The sequence below is a fragment of the Halomonas sp. DQ26W genome (assembly GCF_003339685.1).
In the GTDB taxonomy this organism is placed as follows: domain Bacteria; phylum Pseudomonadota; class Gammaproteobacteria; order Pseudomonadales; family Halomonadaceae; genus Halomonas.
The window spans coordinates 33,222-55,628 of sequence record NZ_QPKI01000029.1; the positions used below are offsets into that span (position 1 = coordinate 33,222).

At 62.3% G+C, this 22,407-nt stretch carries 18 protein-coding genes; 8 read left to right on the forward strand and 10 right to left on the reverse strand.

From position 1 onward, the window contains the following. Window positions 1-710 precede the first annotated feature (710 nt). The 3 genes from DU490_RS14175 to DU490_RS14185 all read left to right on the forward strand — a co-directional run bounded on the left by DU490_RS14175 (window position 711) and on the right by DU490_RS14185 (window position 3,740). On the forward strand, window positions 711-1,763 hold the full coding sequence (locus DU490_RS14175) for an asparaginase (protein ID WP_114574928.1): 1,053 nt from the start codon (window positions 711-713) through the stop codon (window positions 1,761-1,763). 101 nt (window positions 1,764-1,864) lie between these two features. Then, complete coding sequence (locus tag DU490_RS14180; protein ID WP_114574929.1) at window positions 1,865-2,101, forward strand: DUF2789 domain-containing protein; 237 nt, start codon at window positions 1,865-1,867, stop codon at window positions 2,099-2,101. Window positions 2,102-2,186: 85 nt separating this feature from the next. Beyond that, window positions 2,187-3,740 carry a GGDEF domain-containing protein gene (locus tag DU490_RS14185; protein WP_114574930.1) on the forward strand — a complete coding sequence of 518 codons (1,554 nt, stop codon included), beginning with the start codon at window positions 2,187-2,189 and terminating at the stop codon, window positions 3,738-3,740. A gap of 22 nt (window positions 3,741-3,762) precedes the next feature. Here the strand turns inward: DU490_RS14185 and DU490_RS14190 are convergent, their stop codons facing one another. The 10 genes from DU490_RS14190 to DU490_RS14230 all read right to left on the reverse strand — a co-directional run bounded on the left by DU490_RS14190 (window position 3,763) and on the right by DU490_RS14230 (window position 15,768). Continuing rightward, on the reverse strand, window positions 3,763-4,437 hold the full coding sequence (locus DU490_RS14190) for a TVP38/TMEM64 family protein (protein WP_114574931.1): 675 nt from the start codon (window positions 4,435-4,437) through the stop codon (window positions 3,763-3,765). Window positions 4,438-4,494: 57 nt separating this feature from the next. Then, window positions 4,495-4,659, reverse strand: a complete 165-nt coding sequence (locus DU490_RS17240; protein ID WP_181870052.1) for a hypothetical protein — start codon at window positions 4,657-4,659, stop codon at window positions 4,495-4,497. Window positions 4,660-4,705: 46 nt separating this feature from the next. After that, window positions 4,706-5,116 (reverse strand): SRPBCC family protein, encoded by a 411-nt coding sequence (locus tag DU490_RS14195; protein ID WP_114574932.1) that lies wholly within the window; start codon window positions 5,114-5,116, stop codon window positions 4,706-4,708. Window positions 5,117-5,390: 274 nt separating this feature from the next. Beyond that, window positions 5,391-7,067, reverse strand: coding sequence for a 30S ribosomal protein S1 (gene rpsA / locus DU490_RS14200; RefSeq protein ID WP_114574933.1), 1,677 nt, complete (start codon window positions 7,065-7,067; stop codon window positions 5,391-5,393). Between the two features lie 184 nt (window positions 7,068-7,251). Then, the gene (gene cmk / locus DU490_RS14205; protein ID WP_114574934.1) at window positions 7,252-7,935 is read right to left on the reverse strand and encodes a (d)CMP kinase; all 684 of its coding nucleotides are present in this window, start codon (window positions 7,933-7,935) and stop codon (window positions 7,252-7,254) included. Continuing rightward, window positions 7,932-10,250 (reverse strand): bifunctional prephenate dehydrogenase/3-phosphoshikimate 1-carboxyvinyltransferase, encoded by a 2,319-nt coding sequence (locus DU490_RS14210; RefSeq protein WP_258801673.1) that lies wholly within the window; start codon window positions 10,248-10,250, stop codon window positions 7,932-7,934. The genes cmk and DU490_RS14210 overlap by 4 nt, the downstream gene beginning before the upstream one ends. 2 nt (window positions 10,251-10,252) lie before the next feature. After that, window positions 10,253-11,344, reverse strand: coding sequence for a prephenate dehydratase (gene pheA / locus DU490_RS14215; RefSeq protein WP_114574935.1), 1,092 nt, complete (start codon window positions 11,342-11,344; stop codon window positions 10,253-10,255). Window positions 11,345-11,348: 4 nt separating this feature from the next. Continuing rightward, entirely contained in the window at window positions 11,349-12,467 is a 1,119-nt protein-coding gene (gene serC / locus DU490_RS14220; protein WP_114574936.1) for a 3-phosphoserine/phosphohydroxythreonine transaminase, read from the reverse strand. A gap of 182 nt (window positions 12,468-12,649) precedes the next feature. Next, complete coding sequence (gene gyrA, locus DU490_RS14225) at window positions 12,650-15,364, reverse strand: DNA gyrase subunit A (protein WP_114574937.1); 2,715 nt, start codon at window positions 15,362-15,364, stop codon at window positions 12,650-12,652. 191 nt (window positions 15,365-15,555) lie between these two features. Further along, window positions 15,556-15,768 carry a thioesterase family protein gene (locus DU490_RS14230; RefSeq protein ID WP_114574938.1) on the reverse strand — a complete coding sequence of 71 codons (213 nt, stop codon included), beginning with the start codon at window positions 15,766-15,768 and terminating at the stop codon, window positions 15,556-15,558. A gap of 128 nt (window positions 15,769-15,896) precedes the next feature. On the opposite strand from DU490_RS14230, the gene DU490_RS14235 reads away from it, so the two are divergent. The 5 genes from DU490_RS14235 (at window position 15,897) to DU490_RS14255 (ending at window position 22,055) form a co-directional block, all read left to right on the forward strand. Beyond that, window positions 15,897-16,829 carry a recombination-associated protein RdgC gene (locus tag DU490_RS14235; RefSeq protein WP_114574939.1) on the forward strand — a complete coding sequence of 311 codons (933 nt, stop codon included), beginning with the start codon at window positions 15,897-15,899 and terminating at the stop codon, window positions 16,827-16,829. Window positions 16,830-16,876: 47 nt separating this feature from the next. Next, complete coding sequence (locus DU490_RS14240; RefSeq protein WP_404872849.1) at window positions 16,877-18,052, forward strand: 1-acyl-sn-glycerol-3-phosphate acyltransferase; 1,176 nt, start codon at window positions 16,877-16,879, stop codon at window positions 18,050-18,052. Beyond that, the gene (locus tag DU490_RS14245; RefSeq protein WP_114574940.1) at window positions 18,049-19,224 is read left to right on the forward strand and encodes a cation diffusion facilitator family transporter; all 1,176 of its coding nucleotides are present in this window, start codon (window positions 18,049-18,051) and stop codon (window positions 19,222-19,224) included. The genes DU490_RS14240 and DU490_RS14245 overlap by 4 nt, the downstream gene beginning before the upstream one ends. A gap of 145 nt (window positions 19,225-19,369) precedes the next feature. Next, on the forward strand, window positions 19,370-20,077 hold the full coding sequence (locus DU490_RS14250) for a transglutaminase-like cysteine peptidase (protein WP_114574941.1): 708 nt from the start codon (window positions 19,370-19,372) through the stop codon (window positions 20,075-20,077). Between the two features lie 64 nt (window positions 20,078-20,141). Then, on the forward strand, window positions 20,142-22,055 hold the full coding sequence (locus DU490_RS14255; RefSeq protein ID WP_114574942.1) for a LapD/MoxY N-terminal periplasmic domain-containing protein: 1,914 nt from the start codon (window positions 20,142-20,144) through the stop codon (window positions 22,053-22,055). The last annotated feature ends 352 nt before the right edge of the window (window positions 22,056-22,407 follow it).

The window sequence follows — 22,407 nt, forward strand, 5'->3', positions numbered from 1 at the left end:
CTCCAACAACGGTGTGGCACCGTTGGTGGAGAGGACCGTTGTCGGAGCGCTGGTTTCCATCGCGACTGGCGCCGCCAGGCGCCTTGGCGGAGGCGGCCGAGGTTGGCAGTGGTCGCCACATCGGCAACACCGCCGGGAGGCCTGCGGCCTCCAGTCGTGATCTGAAGATACTCCAACAGCGGCGTGGCAACGTTGGTGGAGAGGACCGTTGTCGGAGCGCTGGTTTCCATCGCGACTGGCGCCGCCAGGCGCCTTGGCGGAAGCCGCCGACGCTGGCGGTGGTCGCCACATCGGCAACACCGCCGGGAGGCCTGCGGCCTCCAGTCGTGATCTGAAGATTCTCCTACAGGGTGGTAGTCGCTTGTTATGGCAGGAAAAAGCAGCTGTAGGAGCGCTGCTCCGCATCGCGACTGGCGCCGCCAGGCGCCTTGGCGGAGGCGGCCGACGCTGGCGGTGGTCGCCACATCGGCAACACCGCCGGGAGGCCTGCGGCCTCCAGTCGTGATCTGAAGATTCTCCTACAGGGTGGTAGTCGCCTGTTATGGCAGGAAAAAGCAGCTGTAGGAGCGCTGCTCCGCATCGCGACTGGCGCCGCCAGGCGCCTTGGCGGAGGCTGCAGCGTCATCAAGTCTGGCATCAGGAGTGAGCCTGCGCCGCGATAGCGCTATCATGCGGCTTTCACTGAGATAATGAGACTACCAGGAGCCATCATGACCACGTCCTCTTCCGCCGATCGCCCCGTGCTGATTCTCTACGTTGGCGGCACCCTGGGCATGGTGGCTTCACCCCGCGGCCTGACCGCCGGCGACAACATGGATTCCCGGCTACGCAGCGCCCTGGCCACCCTGCCCCCTACGCGCCAGGCGCACCTTCCGGCTTTCGTCGTCGAGGAAGCCGACAAACCCATCGACTCCAGCGCCGCCACCGCCTCTGACTGGCAGCGTCTCGGCCATACCATCGCCAAGGCGCTGCCTGACTACGCCGGCGTGGTGGTGCTCCACGGCACCGACACCCTGGCATGGACAGCCGCAAGCCTTGCCTACCAGTTCCAGGGGCTGGACCGCCCGGTAATCGTGACCGGAGCGATGCTACCTCTCGAGGCGCCAGACAGCGATGCCCTGGCCAACGTGGAGCTGGCACTTCACTTCGCCACCGAGCCGCGCCTGCAGGAGGTCGCCGTGGCCTTCGCCGACAAGCTGTTTCGCGGAGTCTGTACCCGCAAGCTGCATAGCGAAGCCGCCGATGCCTTTGCCAGCCCCAACTATCCCCTGCTGGGGGAGCGCGTCGGCGATGATACGGTGCTCTACCCTGCCCGTGGATTGGAAGCACAGCAGCGTGGTGCTCCCCGTTTCGAGCTGCCCGACTATGCTCCGCTGGCAGCTGGCGGTGTGGCTCGCATCGTCCTGTGGCCCGGCATCCAGGCCTGGCAGCTGGCGGCCTGGCTCGAGGACGATCGGGTACAAGGGGCGCTGCTGGAAGTGTGGGGAGGTGGCAACGTACCGGAGGACCCGGCGCTGCTGGGGATGCTGGCCAAGGCCACCGGGGAAGGCAAGCTATTGGCGGCAATCAGCCAGTGCACCCAGGGCAGCGTTGCCATCGGCCAATATGCCGCTGGCCAGGGGCTGGCCGAGGCGGGCGTACTCTCGGGAGATGGCATGACACCGGAGGCGGTGCTGACCAAGCTGGTTCACCTCCTGGCCCAGCCCATGGACGACCGCGAGCGAAGGCGACGCTTTCTCACGCCGCTGGTAGGCGAACGTTGATTAATCGCTGATTCAGCCTCCCCAGCGTTGAAGTGCACAGCTCGAGCGGGGCACAATCCGACTACTGTTTTGGTACTCTACGTTGACAAAGGAGTCATGCCATGGAAAAGCCCGTTCATCACTTTACTGAACTGTTCGAACAGCTGGGCTTGCCTGCCGATGAGGCATCCATCAGGGATTTCATTGAGCGTTACGCACCGCTCCCGGAAACCATACAGCTTCACGAAGCGTCCTTCTGGAGCGACTCCCAGGCCGACTTTATTTTCAATGCACTGGAGGAGGATGCCGACTGGGCCGAGGTGGTCGATCACCTGGACGCCTCGATGCGTAAAACGTAAGTATGCGAAAACAGCAAATGGCTTGAATGTAGGATTATGGTAACTTAGGAAAAACGATAAACAACTGTTTAAACTAGGAGTTATCATGCCGCTCGATAGGATATCGACCTCCGAATCCGAAAGCACTAATGGCTTGAAAACTCCTGAGCTTCCTACGCTTCCCGACACACTGCGCCTGCGCCTGGGGGAGTGTCGTACGCTGCCAAGCCTGCCTGCCGCAGCGGCTCGGGTGATCAGCCTGGCCCGCGCACCGGAGCCTCGGCTAGCCGACTTCGCCGCGGCAATCCAGCAGGACCCCGCACTAACGTTGCGCCTGCTGTCGATGGCCAACAGTGCCTACTTTTCGCGCAGCGCCAACCGGGTTGTCACCTGCCATGACGCGGTTTCTCGTCTTGGCCTGGATGCCACCCTGGCCGCCGCCATGAGCTTCGGCCTGCCCCGTCCCGGCGCGAGCGATTTACTCGACTACGACTATCTATGGCAGCGCTCGATCATCGCCGCGCTGGCCGCCCAGCAGCTCGCCGAGCAGCTCTGTCCCGACGAAGCAGGTCAGCTGTTTACCACGGCGCTGATGCAGGATATCGGCATCCTGGCACTGGAAGCCGTGGATGGCGAACGCTACTCCAGCCATGTTCCCTGCCTGCGCCATCACGACAAATTGCGCGATACCGAGCACCGGCTCTACGGCTGTGACCACTCCCTGGTGGGAGCATGGCTAGCCATCAGCTGGGGGGTGCCCGCCTCCATGGCCGTGAGTATCGCGGAGAGCCATGGTCCCTTGGAAGACGGCAACCCGAAGCGTCTCTGCCTACGCCTCTCCTGTCGCATCGCCGATGGCTGGTTAACCCATTCACCCGCAGCGGCTTTCAGTGACCTGCTGCATCAGTTGGCCCCGCTGGAATCGCTGGATATCGCCATGCTGGTGTCCGTGCTGGAGGACCTGCAGCAACGCTTACCCACGCTGGCCAAGCTATTCGAGATCACCTGCCCCCCCGACATCAACAGCACGACCCTGCTGGCCGAGGCCAAAGAACTGCTCTTCGAGCAGAACCTGCTACTCAATCAGCGCCTTGCCGAACAACGCCATGAGCTCGAAGCCCTGCTCGCCCGCCATGACGAGCTCGACGAACAGCACCGCACGGATCACCTGACCCGGCTGGCCAACCGCCCCTGGCTGGAAAAGCTGCTGGTGCAACACTTCGACTGCGCCATGATGGGCAATCGGCCGCTCTCCGTCATGTTCATCGATCTTGACCATTTCAAGGACATCAACGATCTCTATGGCCATCGCTTCGGTGATGAAGTGCTAGTCCGTTTCGCCGCCTCGCTGGAGAACATGGTGCGCGAGGACGACATCGCCGGCCGCTATGGTGGTGAAGAATTTCTGGTGATCATGCCCAACACCCGCCGTGACCAGGCCAGCAAGTTAGGCGATCGGATTCGCCACTATCTGGCCTCTCAGCCCCTGGCCAAGACCGAGGGCGAACCGCTCCATGTGACCGCATCCATCGGCATCGCCTCATTGCAAGATGCCGAGTTCGATAACGTCAATGCCATGGTCGATGCTGCCGACAAGGCCATGTATGGCGTCAAGCACGACGGGCGTGATGGCGTTGCGCATTACGAAAGCCACGATTGAGGCTCGACTGACTACATCCTAACTACATCGCGCGCCCTTGCTCCACTCGGCGTCGCATCCAGGCGCCAACCAGCAGCAGCAGGGCCAGAGCCACCAGCGGTAGCACGATATCCACGCCGATGGCATTTTCCGCTTTTTCCACGGCCTCCAGCGTACTATAGATGGCGCTGGCGTAAACCGCCCACTTGATGCCGAGCCCCACCACGGCGGCAACGATGAAAGTGCGCAGCGGCAGGCGACGCAGCCCGGCGGCGTAGTTGATCACCGAGTGTGGAAAACCCGGTAACACGCGCAGGGCGCACTGGGTGAGGAAGTCGCTACGCTTCTCCAGCATACGCATGATCTTGCGGGTCAGGCCCTTGGGGCTCCAGCGATCGCCTACTCTGGCGGCCAAATGATAGGCTCCCAGCGCACCACCGACGCTGCCGACGATCAGCATGGGCGTCGCTACTTGCGGCGGATAGAATGGCGCGATCAGCCATAGCCCGATGCTGCCAGGCAAACCAAAGGCCAGGGTGATAGCCATGATCGCGATGACGCTGATGATCGTCAGCGGATGGTGAGACGCCTGTTCGGCCCAATGCTTGATGGCGATGAGATCGGGCGAGTGCCATATCCACAGATAACCGGCCATGAGCAGGCTTGCACCGACGGCTACCAGACGCCACCGTCGGCGCAATGAGGTGTCTTGCTGCATCACTTGTCTCGCTCGCCCTTTGGAAAGGGCACATGGTGCCATGCGACGGTGCCGGGGTCACGCGTCGAGCTCACCCTCCCGGCCCAATGACGATGGACTGTCGGGAACGGCTTTCGGTGAATCGTCCAATCGTGGCATCGCCGCAACACGCAGGTCCACGTAACGCAACAGCCCCAGCTGTATCACCAACAGGGCAAGACACCACAATAGCCCCTTGAGCATCGAAGTATCCTCGAATGAGGCCGGCGGCCTCGTCGAGTCGATTGAATCACAACTTGGCTTCTACGCGCTCGAGAATTTGACGGCTGACCTTGTTGACCAACGGTCTGGCGGCACGCGTCACCGCTTTCTCCACCATGCGGTTGCGAATGCTATAGGTCACGGTGAGTGCCACACGGGTGCCTTCCGCAACTGGCGTCAGCCGATAGCAGCCCTGATTGCGAACCCCTTCCAGAGATTCCCAGGCCAACGTCTCGGGCGACTGTTTCTCGGTGATTTCCACGTCAAAGGTCCAATCCATGCCCACGGCACGAACGTGCCAGCGGTAACGCTCGCCGCCCAGCGGCTCGATGGCCTTGATCATGTCGGAGTACTCGACGAAGTCTTCGACCCGTTCCAGAAGCGAAAAGACACGCTCCGGCGTGGCCCTGAGTATTGCGCTGTGTTCAATGGTGGCCATGGCGGTTACCTGGACTCCCGGTTGACGCTGGAAATACACCTACGCATTGCAGGGTACCGCCCTGCCCCCGATCAAGCTACCGTCGTTGCGTAATGTTCCGCACCGAGGGGGCACACGCCGCCAAACCGGAGTGGCCTTCTGCCACAGTCGTGCGGCAGAGCCGTCCTCCGACAGCATGGCTGCATGCCGCACTATAAAAACGCCGCCCCGGCGAGCCGAGGCGGCGTTTTTGTCTACCCTTTCTGACGGCCCCGAGTGATCGGGGCCGCGGGGATCAGTCTTGACCCATCTGCTGCTTGATGAGGTCACCGATGGTGGTCGGGCCACCCGCTTCGGGAGCATCTTCACGCAGCTTCTTCAGGTTCTGACGGGTGTCGTCCTGATCCTTGGCCTTGATCGACAGGCTGATCGCGCGGTTCTTGCGATCGACACCGACGATGCGAGCTTCGACGGCATCGCCTTCGCTCAGCACGTTGCGGGCATCTTCGATGCGGTCAGCGCTGATCTCGGAGGCCTTGAGTACGGCAACGACATCGGTCGCCAGCTCGACATGGGCTTCTTTGGCATCGACTTCGACCACGCGGCCGGAGACCACGGAGCCCTTGTCATTGACGGCCAGGTACTCGGCAACCGGATCGGTATCGAGCTGTTTGATACCCAAGGAAATACGCTCACGCTCGGGATCGATGGAGAGGATAACGGCTTCCGCCTCGTCGCCCTTCTTGAAGCGACGAACGGCTTCCTCACCGGTCTCGGACCAGGAAAGGTCGGAGAGGTGAACCAGACCGTCGATGCCGCCTTCCAGACCGATGAAGATACCGAAGTCGGTAATCGACTTGATGGTACCAGCAACCCGGTCGCCCTTGTTGTACTGGGCGTTGAAGGTTTCCCACGGGTTTGCGGTGCACTGCTTGATACCCAGTGAAATACGACGACGCTCTTCGTCGATATCCAGGATCATGACTTCCACTTCGTCGCCGATGTCAACGACCTTGGACGGGTGGATGTTCTTGTTGGTCCAATCCATCTCGGAGACGTGAACCAGACCCTCGACACCCTCTTCCAGCTCGGCAAAGCAGCCGTAGTCGGTGAGGTTGGTGACGCGCGCGGTGACCACGGTGCTCTCGGGGTAGCGATCCTTGATGTTGACCCAGGGATCTTCGCCCAGCTGCTTCAGGCCCAGGGAGACGCGGTTGCGCTCACGATCAAACTTGAGCACCTTGACGTTGATCTCGTCGCCCACGGCCACGATTTCGCTCGGATGCTTGATGCGCTTCCAGGCCATGTCGGTAATGTGCAGCAAGCCATCGACGCCGCCCAGATCGACGAAAGCGCCATAGTCGGTCAGGTTCTTTACGATACCCATGATCTGCTGGCCTTCCTGCAGCGTGGCCAGCAGGGCTTCACGCTCGGCGCTGTTCTCGGCTTCGAGAACGGCACGGCGGGAAACCACGACGTTGTTGCGCTTCGGATCGAGCTTGATGACCTTGAAGTCGAGCTCCTTGTGCTCGAGGTGCGTGGTGTCGCGCACCGGACGCACGTCGACCAGGGAACCCGGCAGGAAGGCACGAATGGAATCGATATCGACGGTAAAACCGCCTTTCACCTTGCCGTTGATCACGCCCTTGACGATCTCTTCTTTCTCGAAGGCCGCCTCCAGCACCTTCCAGGCTTCGGCACGCTTGGCCTTCTCTCGAGACAGACGCGTCTCGCCGAAACCGTCTTCGACGGCTTCCAGGGCGACGCTGACTTCGTCGCCGATCGCAATGTTCAGTTCGCCACTTTCGTCGCGGAACTGAGCCACGGGAATCTGTCCTTCGGACTTCAGGCCGGCATTGACGGTGACCCAGTCACCTTCGATGTCGACAACCGTCGCCGTGACGATGGCGCCCGGCTCCATGTTGATGTCCTGGAGTGACTGTTCAAACAGTTCAGCAAAGCTTTCGCTCATGATTTTCCTACGTGATCAACGGTGTTGAGGCGTTGCCGCCTTCTCCGCACCACCAGCGAGTGCGGGCCTAATTTGCCAAACCCCCGGAGATGTTAACGCCGGTTCGACCTGGACGAGCTTTCAGTGAAAGGGTTGCTCGGCCATGCCATGACATCCTGACGAGGGCGCCGCAAGGGAGATCGAGTTACCGGGTGAGGCCACGCTCGGCCAGCCACTCCGTCAACCGTTCCACCACTTCCGGTATACTCAGGCTCGTGGTATCCAACTCGATGGCGTCATCGGCCGGTACGAGCGGAGCCACACTGCGTTGCATGTCGCGTGCATCGCGTGCCTGAATCTCCTTCAAAAGACTCGATAGACTAGCATCCACCCCGGCATCCTGCAACTGAAGGTAGCGCCTGCGCGCGCGCTCCTCGGGGCTCGCCGTAAGGAACACCTTGAGCTCGGCGTCGGGGAAAACCACCGTCCCCATATCGCGGCCATCGGCCACCAGGCCGGGGGGGCGCCTGAAGTCGCGCTGTCGCTGCAATAGCGCCTGTCGCACGGAGGGCAGCGAAGCAATCTGCGAAGCTGCATCGCCGGCCTGCTCGGTACGAATCTCGCGGCTGACATCCTCGTCTTCCAGCAGCACGCGAGTGGTGTCTTCCTCAGCAAGGAAGACCACGTCGAGCCCGATGGTCAGCCTTGCAAGTGCCGGCTCGTCGTCCAACGCCACGTCATGACGCCGCGCCGCCAGGGCCGTGAGACGATACAACGCACCGCTGTCCAGCAGTTGCCAGCCCAGCCGATCAGCGACCAGGCGGCTGATGGTCCCCTTGCCGGCGCCGCCGGGGCCATCCACGGTCAGCACCGCGGCCTTGTTACTCATCCCGCAACCTCCGCATCTTCATTCACTTGCAGCCCAACGGTGCGGGCCAACTCGACGAAGCCCGGAAATGAGGTGGCCACGTTGGCACAGTCATCGATGACGATATCGTCGCCGGCGCGCAGCGACGCGATCACGAAGGCCATGGCGATGCGATGATCGCCCAGGCTGTCGATCCGACCGCCACCGTAGGCGACGTCGCTCCCACCCGCGCCGACAATGTCGATGCCATCCTCCCGCACAACATGCTCGACGCCGATAGCCGCCAGACCGTCGGCCATGGCCTGAATGCGGTCGGACTCCTTGACGCGCAGTTCCTCGGCGCCGCGCAATCTTGTGGTACCGGTGGCATTGGCTGCGGCGATGAATAGCGCCGGAAATTCGTCAATGGCCAGCGGCACCTGATCGACGGGAATGTCGATACCCTTGAGTGGCGCATAGCGAATGTGCAGGTCGGCCACCGGCTCGCCGCCGACTTCGCGCTGATTGGTGAGATGCAGGTCGGCACCCATCAGTTTGAGAATATTGATCACCCCGATACGGGTCGGGTTGATGCCGACATGTTCGAGCACCAGGTTTGACCCGGGCGAGATGGCCGCCGCGACCAGGAAGAAGGTAGCCGAGGAGATGTCCGATGGCACATCGATCAGTGCTGCAGTGAGCTTGCCGCCGCCGGTGAGCCAGCAGGTATCGCCCTCACGAACGACGTCATAGCCGAAACCGGCCAGCATGCGCTCGGTGTGGTCGCGGGTGGGCGCGGGTTCACGCACCCGGGTCTCGCCGTCGGCATAGAGGCCGGCGAGCAGCAGGCAGGATTTGACCTGGGCACTGGCCATGGGCATGTCGTAGTCGATGCCCTTCAGCCTCTGGCCACCATGGATCTTGAGTGGCGGGCGCCCGCCTTCGGCGGTGTCGATCACCGCGCCCATCTGGCGCAGCGGGTCTGCCACTCGGCCCATGGGCCGCTTGGTCAACGAAGCGTCACCGATCAGCTCGGTATCGAAGGCCTGGCCGGCCAGCAGGCCGGAGAACAGGCGCATGGCGGTGCCAGCATTACCGACATAGAGCGGGCCCGATGGCGCCTTGAGCCCGTGCATACCGACGCCATGCACCGTGACCCTGCCCTGGTGGGGACCTTCAATGGCCACCCCCATCTCACGGAAGGCTTGCAAGGTGGCCAGACTGTCTTCCCCCTCCAGGAAGCCCTTCACCTCGGTGACACCCTCCGCGAGCGCACCCAGCATGATCGAACGGTGGGAAATGGACTTGTCGCCTGGTACGCGAATGCGTCCGGCCACGCGGCCACCGGGAGCAGCCCGGAAGGTGAGTCTCTGATGTGGTTGCATCTGGTATTCCGCCTGATAACTGGTCTGATTCAGGAGCGAGTCGAAGTAGCGCCGGGCATGACTGGCCCGGTCTAAGATGGCGAGCATGGTATCGCCGTCACCGGCTTCAACGGCCTGGCGCAGTCGCGACACACCGGCCTCGAAGTCGTCCAGGGAGGCCAGAACAGCCTCGCGATTGGCAACGAAGATATCTCGCCACATCACCGGGTCGCTGCCGGCGATGCGAGTGAAGTCGCGAAAGCCCCCGGCGGCGTAGCGGAAGATATCCAGCCGCTCGTCTTGGCGCGCCAGGGTGTCCACCAGGGAGAATGCCAGCAAGTGCGGCAGGTGGCTGGTGCGTGCCAGCACCTGGTCGTGGCGCTCGACATCCATCTCAAGCACCTGGGCCCGGCAGGCTTGCCATAGCGCCCGCACCCGGGCAATCGCTGCCGGCGCCGTCTCGGCGCTGGGCGTGAGAATCACCTTGTGATTGACATAAAGACGCGGGTTTGCCGCCGCCACGCCGCTTTTCTCCGATCCGGCGATAGGATGACCCAGCACCAGGCCTGACGGCATGCGACCGAACACTCGCAGCGCGCAGTCGCGCACCGCGGCCTTGGTACTGCCCACGTCGGTCACCGTGACGCGTGGAGTCTCGCCATCGAGCACGCCTGCAGGAAGCGCCGCGGCCAGTTCGGCCATCACGCTCTCCATGGCCAGCACCGGCACCGCCAGCACGATCAATGAGGCGCCTTGGACCAGCGGCGCAAGCCGGGTATCGCCACGGTCGATCAGTCCCATGGCAATGCCTCGGGCGATCTCTTCGGGGTCCGGGTCACAAGAGACTATTTCATTGGCCGGCCCAAACCCGCTGGCGCTGATCCCGCCAAAGCCGGCGGCGCGCAGGGCGGCGGCCAGCGAACCGCCGATCAGCCCCAGCCCGACGATCAGAATCCGCGACTCGGCGACCTGTCCGGGTCCATTGCCCACCACGCCTAGAGCACACCTATCGGATAGGAGCCCAGCACCTTGAGTTCGGCGGCGCGCAAACGCACCTCCTCAAGCACGGCGGCGACCCGGGGCTCATCGAAGTGCCCCTTGAAATCGATGAAAAACACGTAGTTCCACACCCCGCTACGCGAGGGTCGCGTCTCGAGGCGAGTCAAGTCGATCTGGTGCCGATGGAAGGGTTCGAGCAGCTCATGCAGTGCACCCGGCTGGTTGCGCATTGCCACCACGATGGACGTCTTGTCTGAACCGGATATCGGCACATCATGACTGCCAATGATCAAAAAGCGCGTCGAGTTATCAGGGCGGTCCTCGATCTTCTCGGCGATTTTCTCCAGACCGTAGAGTTTGGCTGCCATATCCCCGGCAATCGCCGCGCTGTGCCACTCACCCTTGATCATCTTGGCCGCCTCGGCGTTGGACGATACCGGCACCCGCTCGGCGCGGGGATAATGAGCGTCGAGCCACTTGCGACACTGAGCGAAAGACTGTGGGTGCGAGTAGATCCGCGAAACCTTGTCCCGCAAGGTCGCCTCGGAAACCAGCAAGTGATGGTGAATACGCAGCACCACTTCGCCACAAATGCGAATCGAAGAGTCCATGAAGGAGTCCAGGGTGTGGCTGATCACCCCTTCGGTGGAGTTCTCCACCGGCACCACGCCGTAGTTCACGGCTCCAGCCTCGACTTCGCGGAAGACCTCATCAATGGCCGCCATGGGCAGGCTGACGGCACTTGAACCGAAGTGCTTGAGCGCCGCTTGTTGGGTAAAGGTACCCTCCGGGCCCAGGTAAGCGACCTTGATCGGCTGCTCCAGGGCCAGGCAGGCCGACATGATCTCGCGGAACAGCCGGGCCATCTCTTCGCTGTCCAGCGGCCCGCTGTTGAGTTCCATGATGCGACGCAGCACCTGGGCCTCGCGTTCCGGCCGGTAGAAGGCGGAGTCGGGGTCGCTTTGAGTCTTCACATCGGCAACCTGCTTGGCACATCGCGCCCTGTCACTGATCAACCGGAGGATGTCGTTGTCCAGTTCATCGATGCGCTGGCGCAGCACATCCAGGTTGGTGGGGGTATCGCTCATCGTGTCATCCCCTTCGCTTCTCGAAGTCGGCCATGAAATCGATCAGGGCATCGACCGCCGTTTCCGTCACGGCATTGTAAAGGCTGGCCCGCATGCCCCCGACGCTACGATGCCCCTTGAGGTTGAGCAAGCCGGCCTGCTCGGCTTCGTCAAGAAACGGCATGTCGAGGCGCTCATCGGAAAGGACGAAAGGCACATTCATCCGTGAGCGGTTAGGCAGGGCAATCGGGTTGGAATAGAGCCCGCTATCATCGATGGCCGCATATAGCCTGCGGGCCTTGCGCACATTGACGACATTCATGGCAGTAAGGCCACCGACATCATGCCGCAGCCACTGGAACACCAGCCCCGCCAGATACCAGGCGAACGTGGGCGGCGTATTGACCATGGAGCCCGCCTCGGCCATGGCGCGGTAGTCAAACAGGCTCGGCATGCGCTTGCAGTGCCGCTCGAGCAGATCGTCGCGCACGATGACCAGGGTAAGGCCGGCCGGCCCGATGTTTTTCTGGGCACCGGCGTAAATCACGCCGAAGCGCGATACGTCCAGAGGACCTGACAGAATGCTCGAGGAAAGATCGCAGACCAGTGGCACTTCGCCGCCATCGGCGCGGCGCAATCCGCCCTCTGCGGTACCGGGAATATAGTCGAACTCCAGGCCGCCGATGGTCTCGTTGGCGGTGTAGTGCAGGTAGGCGGCATCATTGGCTATCGAGATGTCGGCCTCGGCCGGCACCTGGGCATGACCGCTGCCTTCACTGGAGCCCGACAAATGAACCGGAAAACCCAGCTGCTGCGCCTCGGTCAGGGCCTTCTTGCCCCAGATACCGGTATAAAGGAAATTTGCGCTACCGCCCTGCCCCAACAGATTCATCGGTACCATGGAGAACTGCAGGCTGGCGCCCCCCTGCAGGAACAGCACGCGGTAGTTGGCGGGTATCGCAAGCAGTTCACGCAGGTCGGCCTCGGCCTGCTCGGCGATGGCGACGAACTCGGGGGAGCGATGGCTCATCTCCATCACCGAGAGCCCGCGCCCGTGGTAGTCGAGCATCTCTTCCCGCGCCCGTTCCAGGACAGGGGTGGGCAGCGCTGCGGGGCCGGCGCAGAAATTATAGTGGCGTGTCATCAGCGTCGTGGTTCCGTTTCAGCTCAAGCTTCATTTACCGGTACGCGATGAGTTGATCCGTCGACAAGCCTACGCGAGGGCGCTGTGAACCCTTCCCTGGGCGCTATTTTTGCCATCCAAGGCAAAAAACCCTCGCTTCGACTTGTCCCCGGCGATCATCGCTCGGCATGGTGCAGCAAACCTTATTCGTCGTTCTGGGGCTCGCTTTCGGCGCCGTTCTCGCTTGAGTCCGGCCCATCAAGCGACTCACCCTCCCCGTCGATGGCTTCGCTTTCGACCTCCTCGGGCTCGTCGATGCGTACGGTCTTGACCAGCTTCTCGCTCTCGCCGAGACGGATCAGCATCACGCCCTGGGTATTGCGCGAGGTGATAGAGACCTCATCGACCCGAGTACGCACCAGGGTGCCCTTGTCGGTGATCAGCATCATCTCGTCGGCCGAGTAGACTTGCATGGCGGCGACCAGTGAACCGTTGCGCTCGCTGGTCTGCATGGCGATTACACCCTGGCCGCCACGGCCGCGCAGCGGGAACTCCTCGAGCCGGGTACGCTTGCCGTAGCCGTTCTCGCTGGCTGTGAGAATATAGATCTGGCCGCCGTTGCTGCTGGTGGGTGCAAGCTCGACACCCTCTTCGGCTTCGACTTCGATGTCCGCCTCGGCGTCGATCTGCTGGCTCTGGGGAATGATCAGGCTGATCACCTCGGCACCACCAAGCAGACGCATGCCGCGAACGCCGCGGGCGGTACGCCCCATGGAGCGCACGTTGCCTTCTTCGAAGCGAATCGCCTTACCGTTGGACGACAGCAGCATGGCGTGGTCGGAGCCGCTGGTGATGGCGGCACCAACCAGACGGTCGTCCTCTTCCAGATCGATGGCGATCAGGCCGACGCTGCGCGGGCGGGAGAACTGGTCGAGGCTGGTACGCTTGACGGTGCCCTTGGCGGTGGCGAAGAAGATGTAGCTGTCAGCCCGATAGTCGCGTACCGGCAGGATGGCATTGATGGCCTCGCCTTCGTCCAACGGCAGCATATTGACCAGCGGCTTACCACGGGAGCCACGGCTGGCATTCGGCATCTCGTAGACCTTGAGCCAGTACACCTTGCCCTTGTTGGAGAACAGCAGCACGGTATCGTGGGTCGAGGCGACCAGCAGGTGCTCGATGACATCCTCGTCCTTCATGGAAGTCGCCGACTTGCCGCGACCACCGCGGCGCTGGGCCTGGTAGTCGGAGAGCGGCTGGGTCTTGGCATAGCCGGTACGCGACACCGTGACCACCATGTCCTCCTCGGCGATCAGGTCCTCGATGGACAGATCGAGATGGCTGGCCTGGATCTCGGTGCGGCGTGGGTCGCCGAACTGGTCACGCACGGCGGCCAGCTCCTCGCGAATCACTTCCAGCAAGCGCTCGCTGGAGGCGAGAATGGCGGTCAGCTCGGCAATCCGCTCAAGGATGCCGAGGTACTCATCCAGCAGTTTCTCGGTCTCGAGCCCGGTCAGGCGGTGCAGGCGCAGTTCGAGTATCGCCTGGGCCTGGGCCGGCGAAAGGCGGTATTCGCTGCCCGTCTGGTTGAGGCCGAAGCCGTCTTCCAACTCCTCCGGCTTGCAGGAGGTGGCACCGGCACGCTCCAGCATGTTGGTGACCTGCCCCGGCTGCCAGACCTTCGCCAGCAGCTTCTCCTTGGCCTCGGCGGCACTCGGCGAGGCCTTGATCAGTTCGATCACCTCGTCGATATTGGAGATGGCCACCGCCAGGCCCTCGAGGAGATGACCGCGCTCGCGGGCCTTCTTCAACTCGAACAGGGTACGGCGGGTGACCACTTCGCGGCGATGACGAATGAAGGCTTCGAGGATCTCCTTCAGGTTGAGGATCTTGGGCTGGCCATCCTCGATTGCGACCATATTGATGCCGAAGACATTCTGCAACTGGGTCTGGGCGAAGAGGTTGTTGACCACTACTTCTCCCGACTCGCCACGCTTGACCTCGATCACCACTCGCAGACCATCCTTGTCGGACTCGTCGCGCAACTCGGCGATGCCCTCGATCTTCTTCTCTTTCACCAGCTCGGCGATTTTCTCGATAAGCCGCGCCTTGTTCACCTGGTACGGCAACTCGGTGACGATGATGTGATCGCGACCGCTCTTGTCATCGTGCTCGATGGTGTGGCAAGCACGCACATAGATGCGCCCACGCCCGGTACGGTAGGCCTCGAGGATGCCGGCGCGGCCGTTGATGATGGCCCCGGTGGGGAAATCAGGCCCCGGGATGTACTCCATCAGGTCATCGACGGAGAGCGTATAATCGTCGATCAGCGCCAGGCAGCCGCTGATGATCTCCACCATGTTATGCGGCGGGATGTTGGTCGCCATGCCGACGGCGATACCCGATGAGCCGTTGATCAGCAGGTTGGGTACCTTGGTGGGCAGCACATCGGGGATGCGCTCGGTACCGTCGTAGTTGTCGACCCAGTCGACGGTATCCTTCTCCAGGTCGGCCAGCAGCTCATGGGCGAGCCGGGCCATGCGCACCTCGGTGTAACGCATAGCGGCGGCGTTGTCGCCATCGATGGAACCGAAGTTGCCCTGGCCATCTACCAGCACGTGGCGCATGGAGAAGTGCTGGGCCATGCGCACGATGGTGTCATAGACCGCGCTGTCACCGTGGGGGTGATACTTACCGATGACATCACCGACCACGCGGGCAGATTTCTTGTAGGGTTTGTTCCAGTCGTTACTGAGTTCGTGCATGGCGAACAGCACGCGCCGGTGCACCGGCTTGAGGCCATCGCGCACGTCGGGAAGCGCGCGGCCGATGATCACGCTCATCGCGTAGTCGAGATACGACTGCTTGAGTTCGTCCTCGATGTTGACTGGCAGAATTTCTCTGGCGATGTCACCCATGGGTCGTCGAATCCTTTGCACTGCAGCAGGTTGGCGCGTCCTTGTGCAGGAGCATGGCGCGCCATTACAGCCTTGCATCATACCATTGCGAACAGCGCAAAGGCAGCGGGGTACCGTCACGGATCAGCCGGATTCCTTTCCGGCCTCATACCTGTTTCGAAATCTGCGCTCTCCTGCGCACCCTATCTCGCTCAGTCCTCGAGGACCAATGGCGCTAGGAGACCGCGCAATTCGCCTTCGATGGCAAGGGGCCGGCTGGCCTTCACATCGAGTGGCGCGAAGGTGAGATCGGTATCGACCACGACTTTGTCGTCACGAAAGCGTCGGATTTCCTGATGCATGCGTGCGCTTCGACTACCCAGCTCCGCCAGGCGCGTGCGCACCTCCAGGTCGCCGCCTACCATTCTAGGCCCCGCCGCTACCCCAATTCAAACAAGAGTTTGAATTTGTCTTGCATGCCGTAGCCTTCAACACTGGAACCCCCGCCTCCCCTTGGCCATAATATGCGTCCTTTTCGCTCAGGGAATGCGCCATGTGGTTCAAGCACTTGCACCTTTACCGCCTGCATGACTCAGTGGCGATCCCGGCAACCGACCTGGAGACGGCATTGGCCGAACAGGCGGCACGGCTGCCCGGCAGCAATGAGGCGCGCCGGCTGGGCTGGTGCCCGCCTGCGGGCCGTGCCGGCACGGCGCTGCTGCACGAACTGCAGGGGCAGCGGCTGATGACGGTCCTGCGCCAGGAACGCCTGCTGCCGGCCGGGGTAGTGCGCGAAGAAGTCGAGGAGCGTAGCGCCGATATCGAGGCCCAGGAGGGTCGTAAACTGCGTCGTCAGGAAAAGCAGGAACTCAAGGAGCAGGTCTATGAAGAGCTGCTGCCTCGCGCCTTTATTCGCAGCCAGAAGGTCGAGCTGTGGTGGGATACTCGGCGCAATCTGATCGCGGTCAACAGCAGTTCGCGCAAGCGCGCCGAAGAGGTGCTGGATCTGCTGCGCGAAACCCTGGGCAGCCTCAAGGTCACCCCGCTGGCTACCCAGACCCTGCCGATGCGTGCCATGACCCAGTGGCTGGCCGAACCGGATGCCAGGCCCGCCAATCTGCAACTCGGCGATCAGGTGGAACTCAAGGCCAAGGGCGATGACGGTGTGCTGCGCGCCCGCCAGGTCGACCTGGACAGCGACGAGATCCAACAGCTACTGGCAGCAGGCCGCCAGGCGAGCCGGATGGCCCTGGAGATCGAAGGCCGGCTAAGCTTCGTGTTACACGATGACCTGGCCCTGAAATCCCTGCGCTTCAGTGATGCACTGATCGACGAGGCCAATGAAACCGAAGACGATGGCGACGCTATCGTGAGACTGGAGGCGGACTTCATGCTGATGACCCAGACCCTCGCAGAAGAGATCGAGCAGCTGATCGGGTGGCTCGATGGCGAAGCCTCCACTGCGTCGCTGCAGGGCAGCGCATGACCGATCCCGTCAACCAGAAGACGCCGATGACAGAACCGCAGACCGACATGCCAGGAACAGAACAGGATCCCTGGGCCGACATACGGCCCTATGAGGATAGCGAAGTCGCCGCAGTACTGGCCCGGCTGGCCAGCAACCGTGAGCTGCTCGACGCCTTGACGCGCTACCGGCTACCGAGGCTCAACCGGATGCTACCCGCACTGGCCCGGGCGATTGCCTCCTACGCCATTCGCAGGGAGACCCGTGGCGTCGGCAGCGTCCACGATTTCCAGATGCGCGTGGCCCCCTATATGGAGCGCATGATCCGCACCTCCACCGACGACTTTCGCGTCGAGGGCCTGGAGTACCTGGCACCGGATAAGGCCTACCTGTTCATCGGTAACCATCGCGATATCTCGCTCGACCCCGCCTTCGTCAACTACGGGCTTCATCGTGGCGGGCGTGACACGGTGCGAATCGCCATCGGCGACAACCTACTGAAGAAGCCCTACGTGACCGACCTGATGCGGCTCAACAAGAGCTTCATCGTGCCCCGGGCGCTGCGCGGCAAGCGCGCCATGCTGGCCGCTTTCCAGTCGCTATCCGCCTATATCCGCCATTCCATCACCGAGGACAATCACTCGATATGGATGGCCCAGCGCGAAGGTCGGGCCAAGGACGGCATCGACCGTACGGACCCCGCCATCATCAAGATGCTGACCATGGCCAAGCGCCAGGCGGATCGCAAGGCACCGATCGGTGAAGCGATCGCCGAACTACGCATGGTGCCGGTATCGATCAGCTACGAGTACGACCCCTGCGACATGCAGAAGGCCCGGGAGCTGCACGCGGTTCATAGCCAGGGCGGTTACGCCAAGAGCGAGTTCGAGGATATCCAGTCCATCGTGGCCGGGATCACAGGTTACAAGGGACGAGTAAAGCTGCGCTTCGGCCAACCGCTGGGAGCCAGCTTCGATACGCCGGAGGCTGTTGCCGCCGAGATCGACCGCCAGGTGGTAGCCGGCTATCAGCTCTTCCCCAGCCACTACCTCGCCCTCGAGGCGCTTGGAGACGCCCCCGAACTGCTGGACATGAGCGAAGTCAGCGATGTCGACCGGGCACGCTTCCAGGCGCGCCTGAACGACGTACCTGCCGAACTACGACCCTGGTGGCTGGCCCAGTATGCCAATCCGGTACGCAACAAGGCGGGGCAACTTGCCGGCAGCGGCATGGGCACTGCGTGAGCGGGCACTCTCACCAGCCGCCCGACCGCGGCGCACAAACACGCGAGGCTCATCGGGTCACGCTGATCGGTGCCGTGGTCGACCTCACCGTCGGCCTGCTCAAGCTGATCACCGGTGTGCTGGTCGGCTCGGCCGCCCTGATTGCTGATGGCATACACTCCTTTTCCGACCTGGTGACTGACGGCTTCGTAATGGCGGCGACCCACTACGGACGCCAGGAGCCTGACAGCAACCACCCCTACGGCCACGGCCGCATCGAGACCCTCGCCACCCTCGTGCTGGGCAGCGTGTTGATCTTCGTGGCCGGCGGCATCGCCTGGGCGAGTCTCAGCCGCCTGCTGGTGGGCGAGCCGATCTCCGCTCCCGGCCTCTGGGCCATCGGCGTGGCTCTCTTCGCGCTACTCGCCAAGGAGTGGATCTTCCGCTATACGATGCGTGTCGCCAAGCGCGTCAATTCGCGCCTGCTGGAAGCCAACGCCTGGCACTCCCGCTCGGACGCCCTCTCCACCATCGTGGTATTGATCGGCCTGATTGCCGCGCAGTTCGGTGCCGGATGGGTAGACGCCGCGGCCGCCATCGTAGTCGGCGTCATGGTCGGCCAGGTTGGCGGCCGCCTACTGTGGGATTCCAGCCAGGAGTTGATCGATACGGCGCTTCCGGTGGAGGAGCGCGACGCCATGCAGTCGGTGGCCGAAGCGGTGCCCGGCGTGCACGGCGTCCATGACCTGCGAACCCGCTCACAGGGTAGCCAGGCCATACTCGACCTGCATATCGTCGTCGCGCCGCGACTGACCGTCTCGGAAGCCCACGAAATCGGCAATGCCGTTAGCCGCAGGCTGCGGGACGACTTTTCCAATCTCGCCGATGTCACCTTTCATATCGACCCTGAGGACGACGCGGGCGAGACCGAGCATAGCCTGCGCCCCGGCCTGCCGTTGCGCCGCGATGTGGAGGGTGTGCTCGATGAAGTCTGGTCTTGTTGTCCAGCCTGGCAAACCCGCGTCGCCCTCGACCTTCACTATCTCGACAATCAGGTCGATGTCTCGATCTATGTCCGACACCTCCCCCCCGACCAGAGCCTGGATGATGCTGCCAACGAACTGCGCGATGCCTCCCGGAAGCTGGCCTGGATCGGTCGGCTCAGGGTATGGCAGGGTCCCGGCAAGGGTTAACCCCTGGACATGATGGATTGACCTGTCCGCCTTCCCTTTTCATACCTCAGGATGACGACTCTCATACGGGTCGTCCTGCTTCTCTCACTCCTCTATACTCAACGAAACGCTGATTTACATTACTAAATATTTTCGGCGAGCCCAGATGCCCAATGGATTTTCTCGACAACGCTTCAGACCCAGCCGCCGCCGTTTCCTGGCAGGCCTGGGTTCACTGTTGTTGGCTGTCGGCCTGGGGATCACGCCTGGTCTGCTGGAGGCACGCATCAACCGCGCCAGGTTGCGCGAGAGCATGCAGCGCCTCTATGGCCAGCAGGGACTGCGCATACTGGAAGATTGGTTTGCTCTACTCGATAGGTTGAATGGAGCCCCTCTCGACAGCCAACTGCGAGAGGTCAACGACTTCTTCAATCGCCGGGTGCGCTGGGTAGATGATATCGACAACTGGGGCAGCGAGGACCACTGGGCCACTCCCCTGGAGACCATGGGTCAGGGCCAGGGCGACTGCGAGGACTACTCCATCGCCAAGTACGTCAGCCTGAAGGAACTGGGCGTACCCGGCGAGCGATTACGCATGATCTATGTTCGTGCCCGCATTGGACGCAGCCAGATCGTTCAGGCACATATGGTACTCGGCTATTACGAGCGCCCCAGCGCCGTGCCTTTGGTGCTGGACAACCTGGTGCCCTCCATCACACCCGCGACCCTGCGCACCGACCTGGACCCTGTCTTCAGTTTCAACAGCGAAGGGCTGTGGGCCGGCGGCTCCACCCAGTCGCGGGCCGATCCGGTGGCGCGACTGTCACGCTGGCGCAGCGTAATCGAGCGTATGCAACAGCAGGGGTTCATCTGATGATTTACGCAAGCCGAAGATATAAGAAACAGGGGCACCAACCCCAGGCGGAGGAATAACCGAGATGTCACTGATCAAGCAGCTCTGGCTGACCATCGTGGTACTTCTGCTGCTGGCGTTCGTCGGCAGCCTGCTCATCGGCGTGACGAGCAGCCGCCACTATATCGAGCAGGAAGTCCGCATCAAGAATATCGACAACGCCAACGCGCTCGCCCTATCCATGAGCCAGATGGAAAAGGACCCCGTGATCCTGGAGCTGCTGCTGGCAGCCCAGTTCGATACTGGCCACTATCAGCGAATTGAGCTGCGAGATCCGGAAGGCGGGGTCATCGAGCAGCGCGTTGCCAACGCGCATATCGATGACGTGCCGGGCTGGTTCGTCGAGCTGGTGCGTTTCGATATTCCGGCCGGCCAGGCCGTAGTGCAGGATGGCTGGCAGCAGTTCGGCACGCTGGAACTGGAGAGCCAGCACAGCTTCGCCTATCGCTCGCTGTGGCGAAGCAGCCTCGAACTGGCTGGCTGGTTTGCCATTGCCGGCATCGTCAGCCTGCTGCTGGCGACTTGGATCGTGCGCACCATTCGGCTACCACTGCGCGATGTTGTATCGCAGGCTCAGGCCATCGGCGAGCGCCGCTTCACCACGGCCAGAGAGCCCAAGACCTTGGAGTTGCGCGAAGTGGTACAGGCCATGAATCGGCTATCCGGTGCGGTGCGACAGATGCTCGGCGCTGAGAGTGACAAGCTCGACCAGCTGCGGCGACGAATGCAGAACGACACTGTCACGGCAATTCCCGCACGTGCCGCTTTCCTCGACCACTTGCAAGCTCACCTCAAGAGCGACAGCGACGATGCCAGCGGCACGCTGGCCCTGGTTCGGGTGGCCCGCCTGGGCGAAGTCAATCAGTTGATCGGCCATGGGGCGACCGACGCACTCCTGGTGAAGGTAGCTTACAGCCTGAAACAGCTGGGCCAATTATCCGGCGATGGCCAGGTGGGGCGCCTCAACGGCAGCGATTTCGCACTGATCGTGCCGCGCCACCACGACCTGAAAGCCATCGGCCATGAGCTGAAGTCACGTCTCGAAGCCCTATCCGACGAGCACGATAACTCGCTTTCGCTACCCTCTGCGCTGTGTGAGTACACCCAGGGAGCGAGCCGAGCCGAGCTGCTGGCAAGCCTTGATGGCGCGCTGGCGGCTGCCGAAAGTCAGGAACAGAACGGCCAGGTCATCCTGACCGCGCCGGCCAGCAGCGTTCTCTACACCAGCCATGACGAGTGGCGCAAGGCACTCAACGAGGCGTTGGAACAGGGCGTTTTTCTGGCCCACTACCCCGTACTCGACCCCAAGGGGCACTTGATTCACCATGAAGTTCCCTCTCGGCTACGCCTTAAGGGAGAATGGCAACCTGCCGGAATATTCCTGCCCTGGGTATCGCGCCTGGCCATGGCGGCCGAGTTCGATCTGGCCGTAGTGATAGCCGCCCTGAAGGATACCGAAACGAGCGGCAAGCCCGTTGGCATCAACCTCTCGGCCAACTCATTGCGAGACGGTCGCTTCGTCAGTGAAGTGATCACTCGTGTTCGTGCCCGGCCCGCCTGCGCCGCGCGGCTCTGGTTCGAACTTCCCCAATCGATCGCCTTTCAGCAGCCCAAGGCCCTGCAGAATCTGTGTAATGAACTGCTGCCCCTGGGCTGCAAGATGGGCCTAGAGCACGTCAGCACCCAGTTCGGCAAGATCGAAGGGCTACAGGACCTGGGGCTGACCTTCATGAAGTTCGATGCCTCACTGAGCCAGGACATCGAGAACCAGAGCCAACAGCAGAGCCTGCTGCGCGGCATGTGCACCCTCGCCCATTCGCTTGGCATCATGGCGATCGCCGAAGGAGTGGAGTCACGCACCGCTGCCACCGTACTCTTCGAACTGGGCATGGATGGTGTGACCGGCCCGGGCATTCGTCAGGACCAGGATGCCCAGTAACAGGATTGAGGGGAAAAACAGGCGCCCCGGAGACGGACAGCCTGAATGATGAACAGCCATCGGGCCAATCTTGAGCCACACTGAAAGAGCTCGGATGGTCAAGACGTTATAAATCGTCCTCCCTTAGCAATTGTTTCCACCAACGTTGCCACGCCGCTTTAGGAGTAGCTTCAGCTCACGACTGGAGGCCGAAGGACTCCCGGCGGTGTTGCCGGAATTGGCGACAACACTGCGGCCATGACCAACGCCGGCAGCCTCCGCCAAGGCGCCTGCGGCGCCAATCGCGATGCAGAGCAGCGCTCCGACAGCTGCTTTTTCCTGCCATAACAGGCGACTACCACCCTGTAGGAGA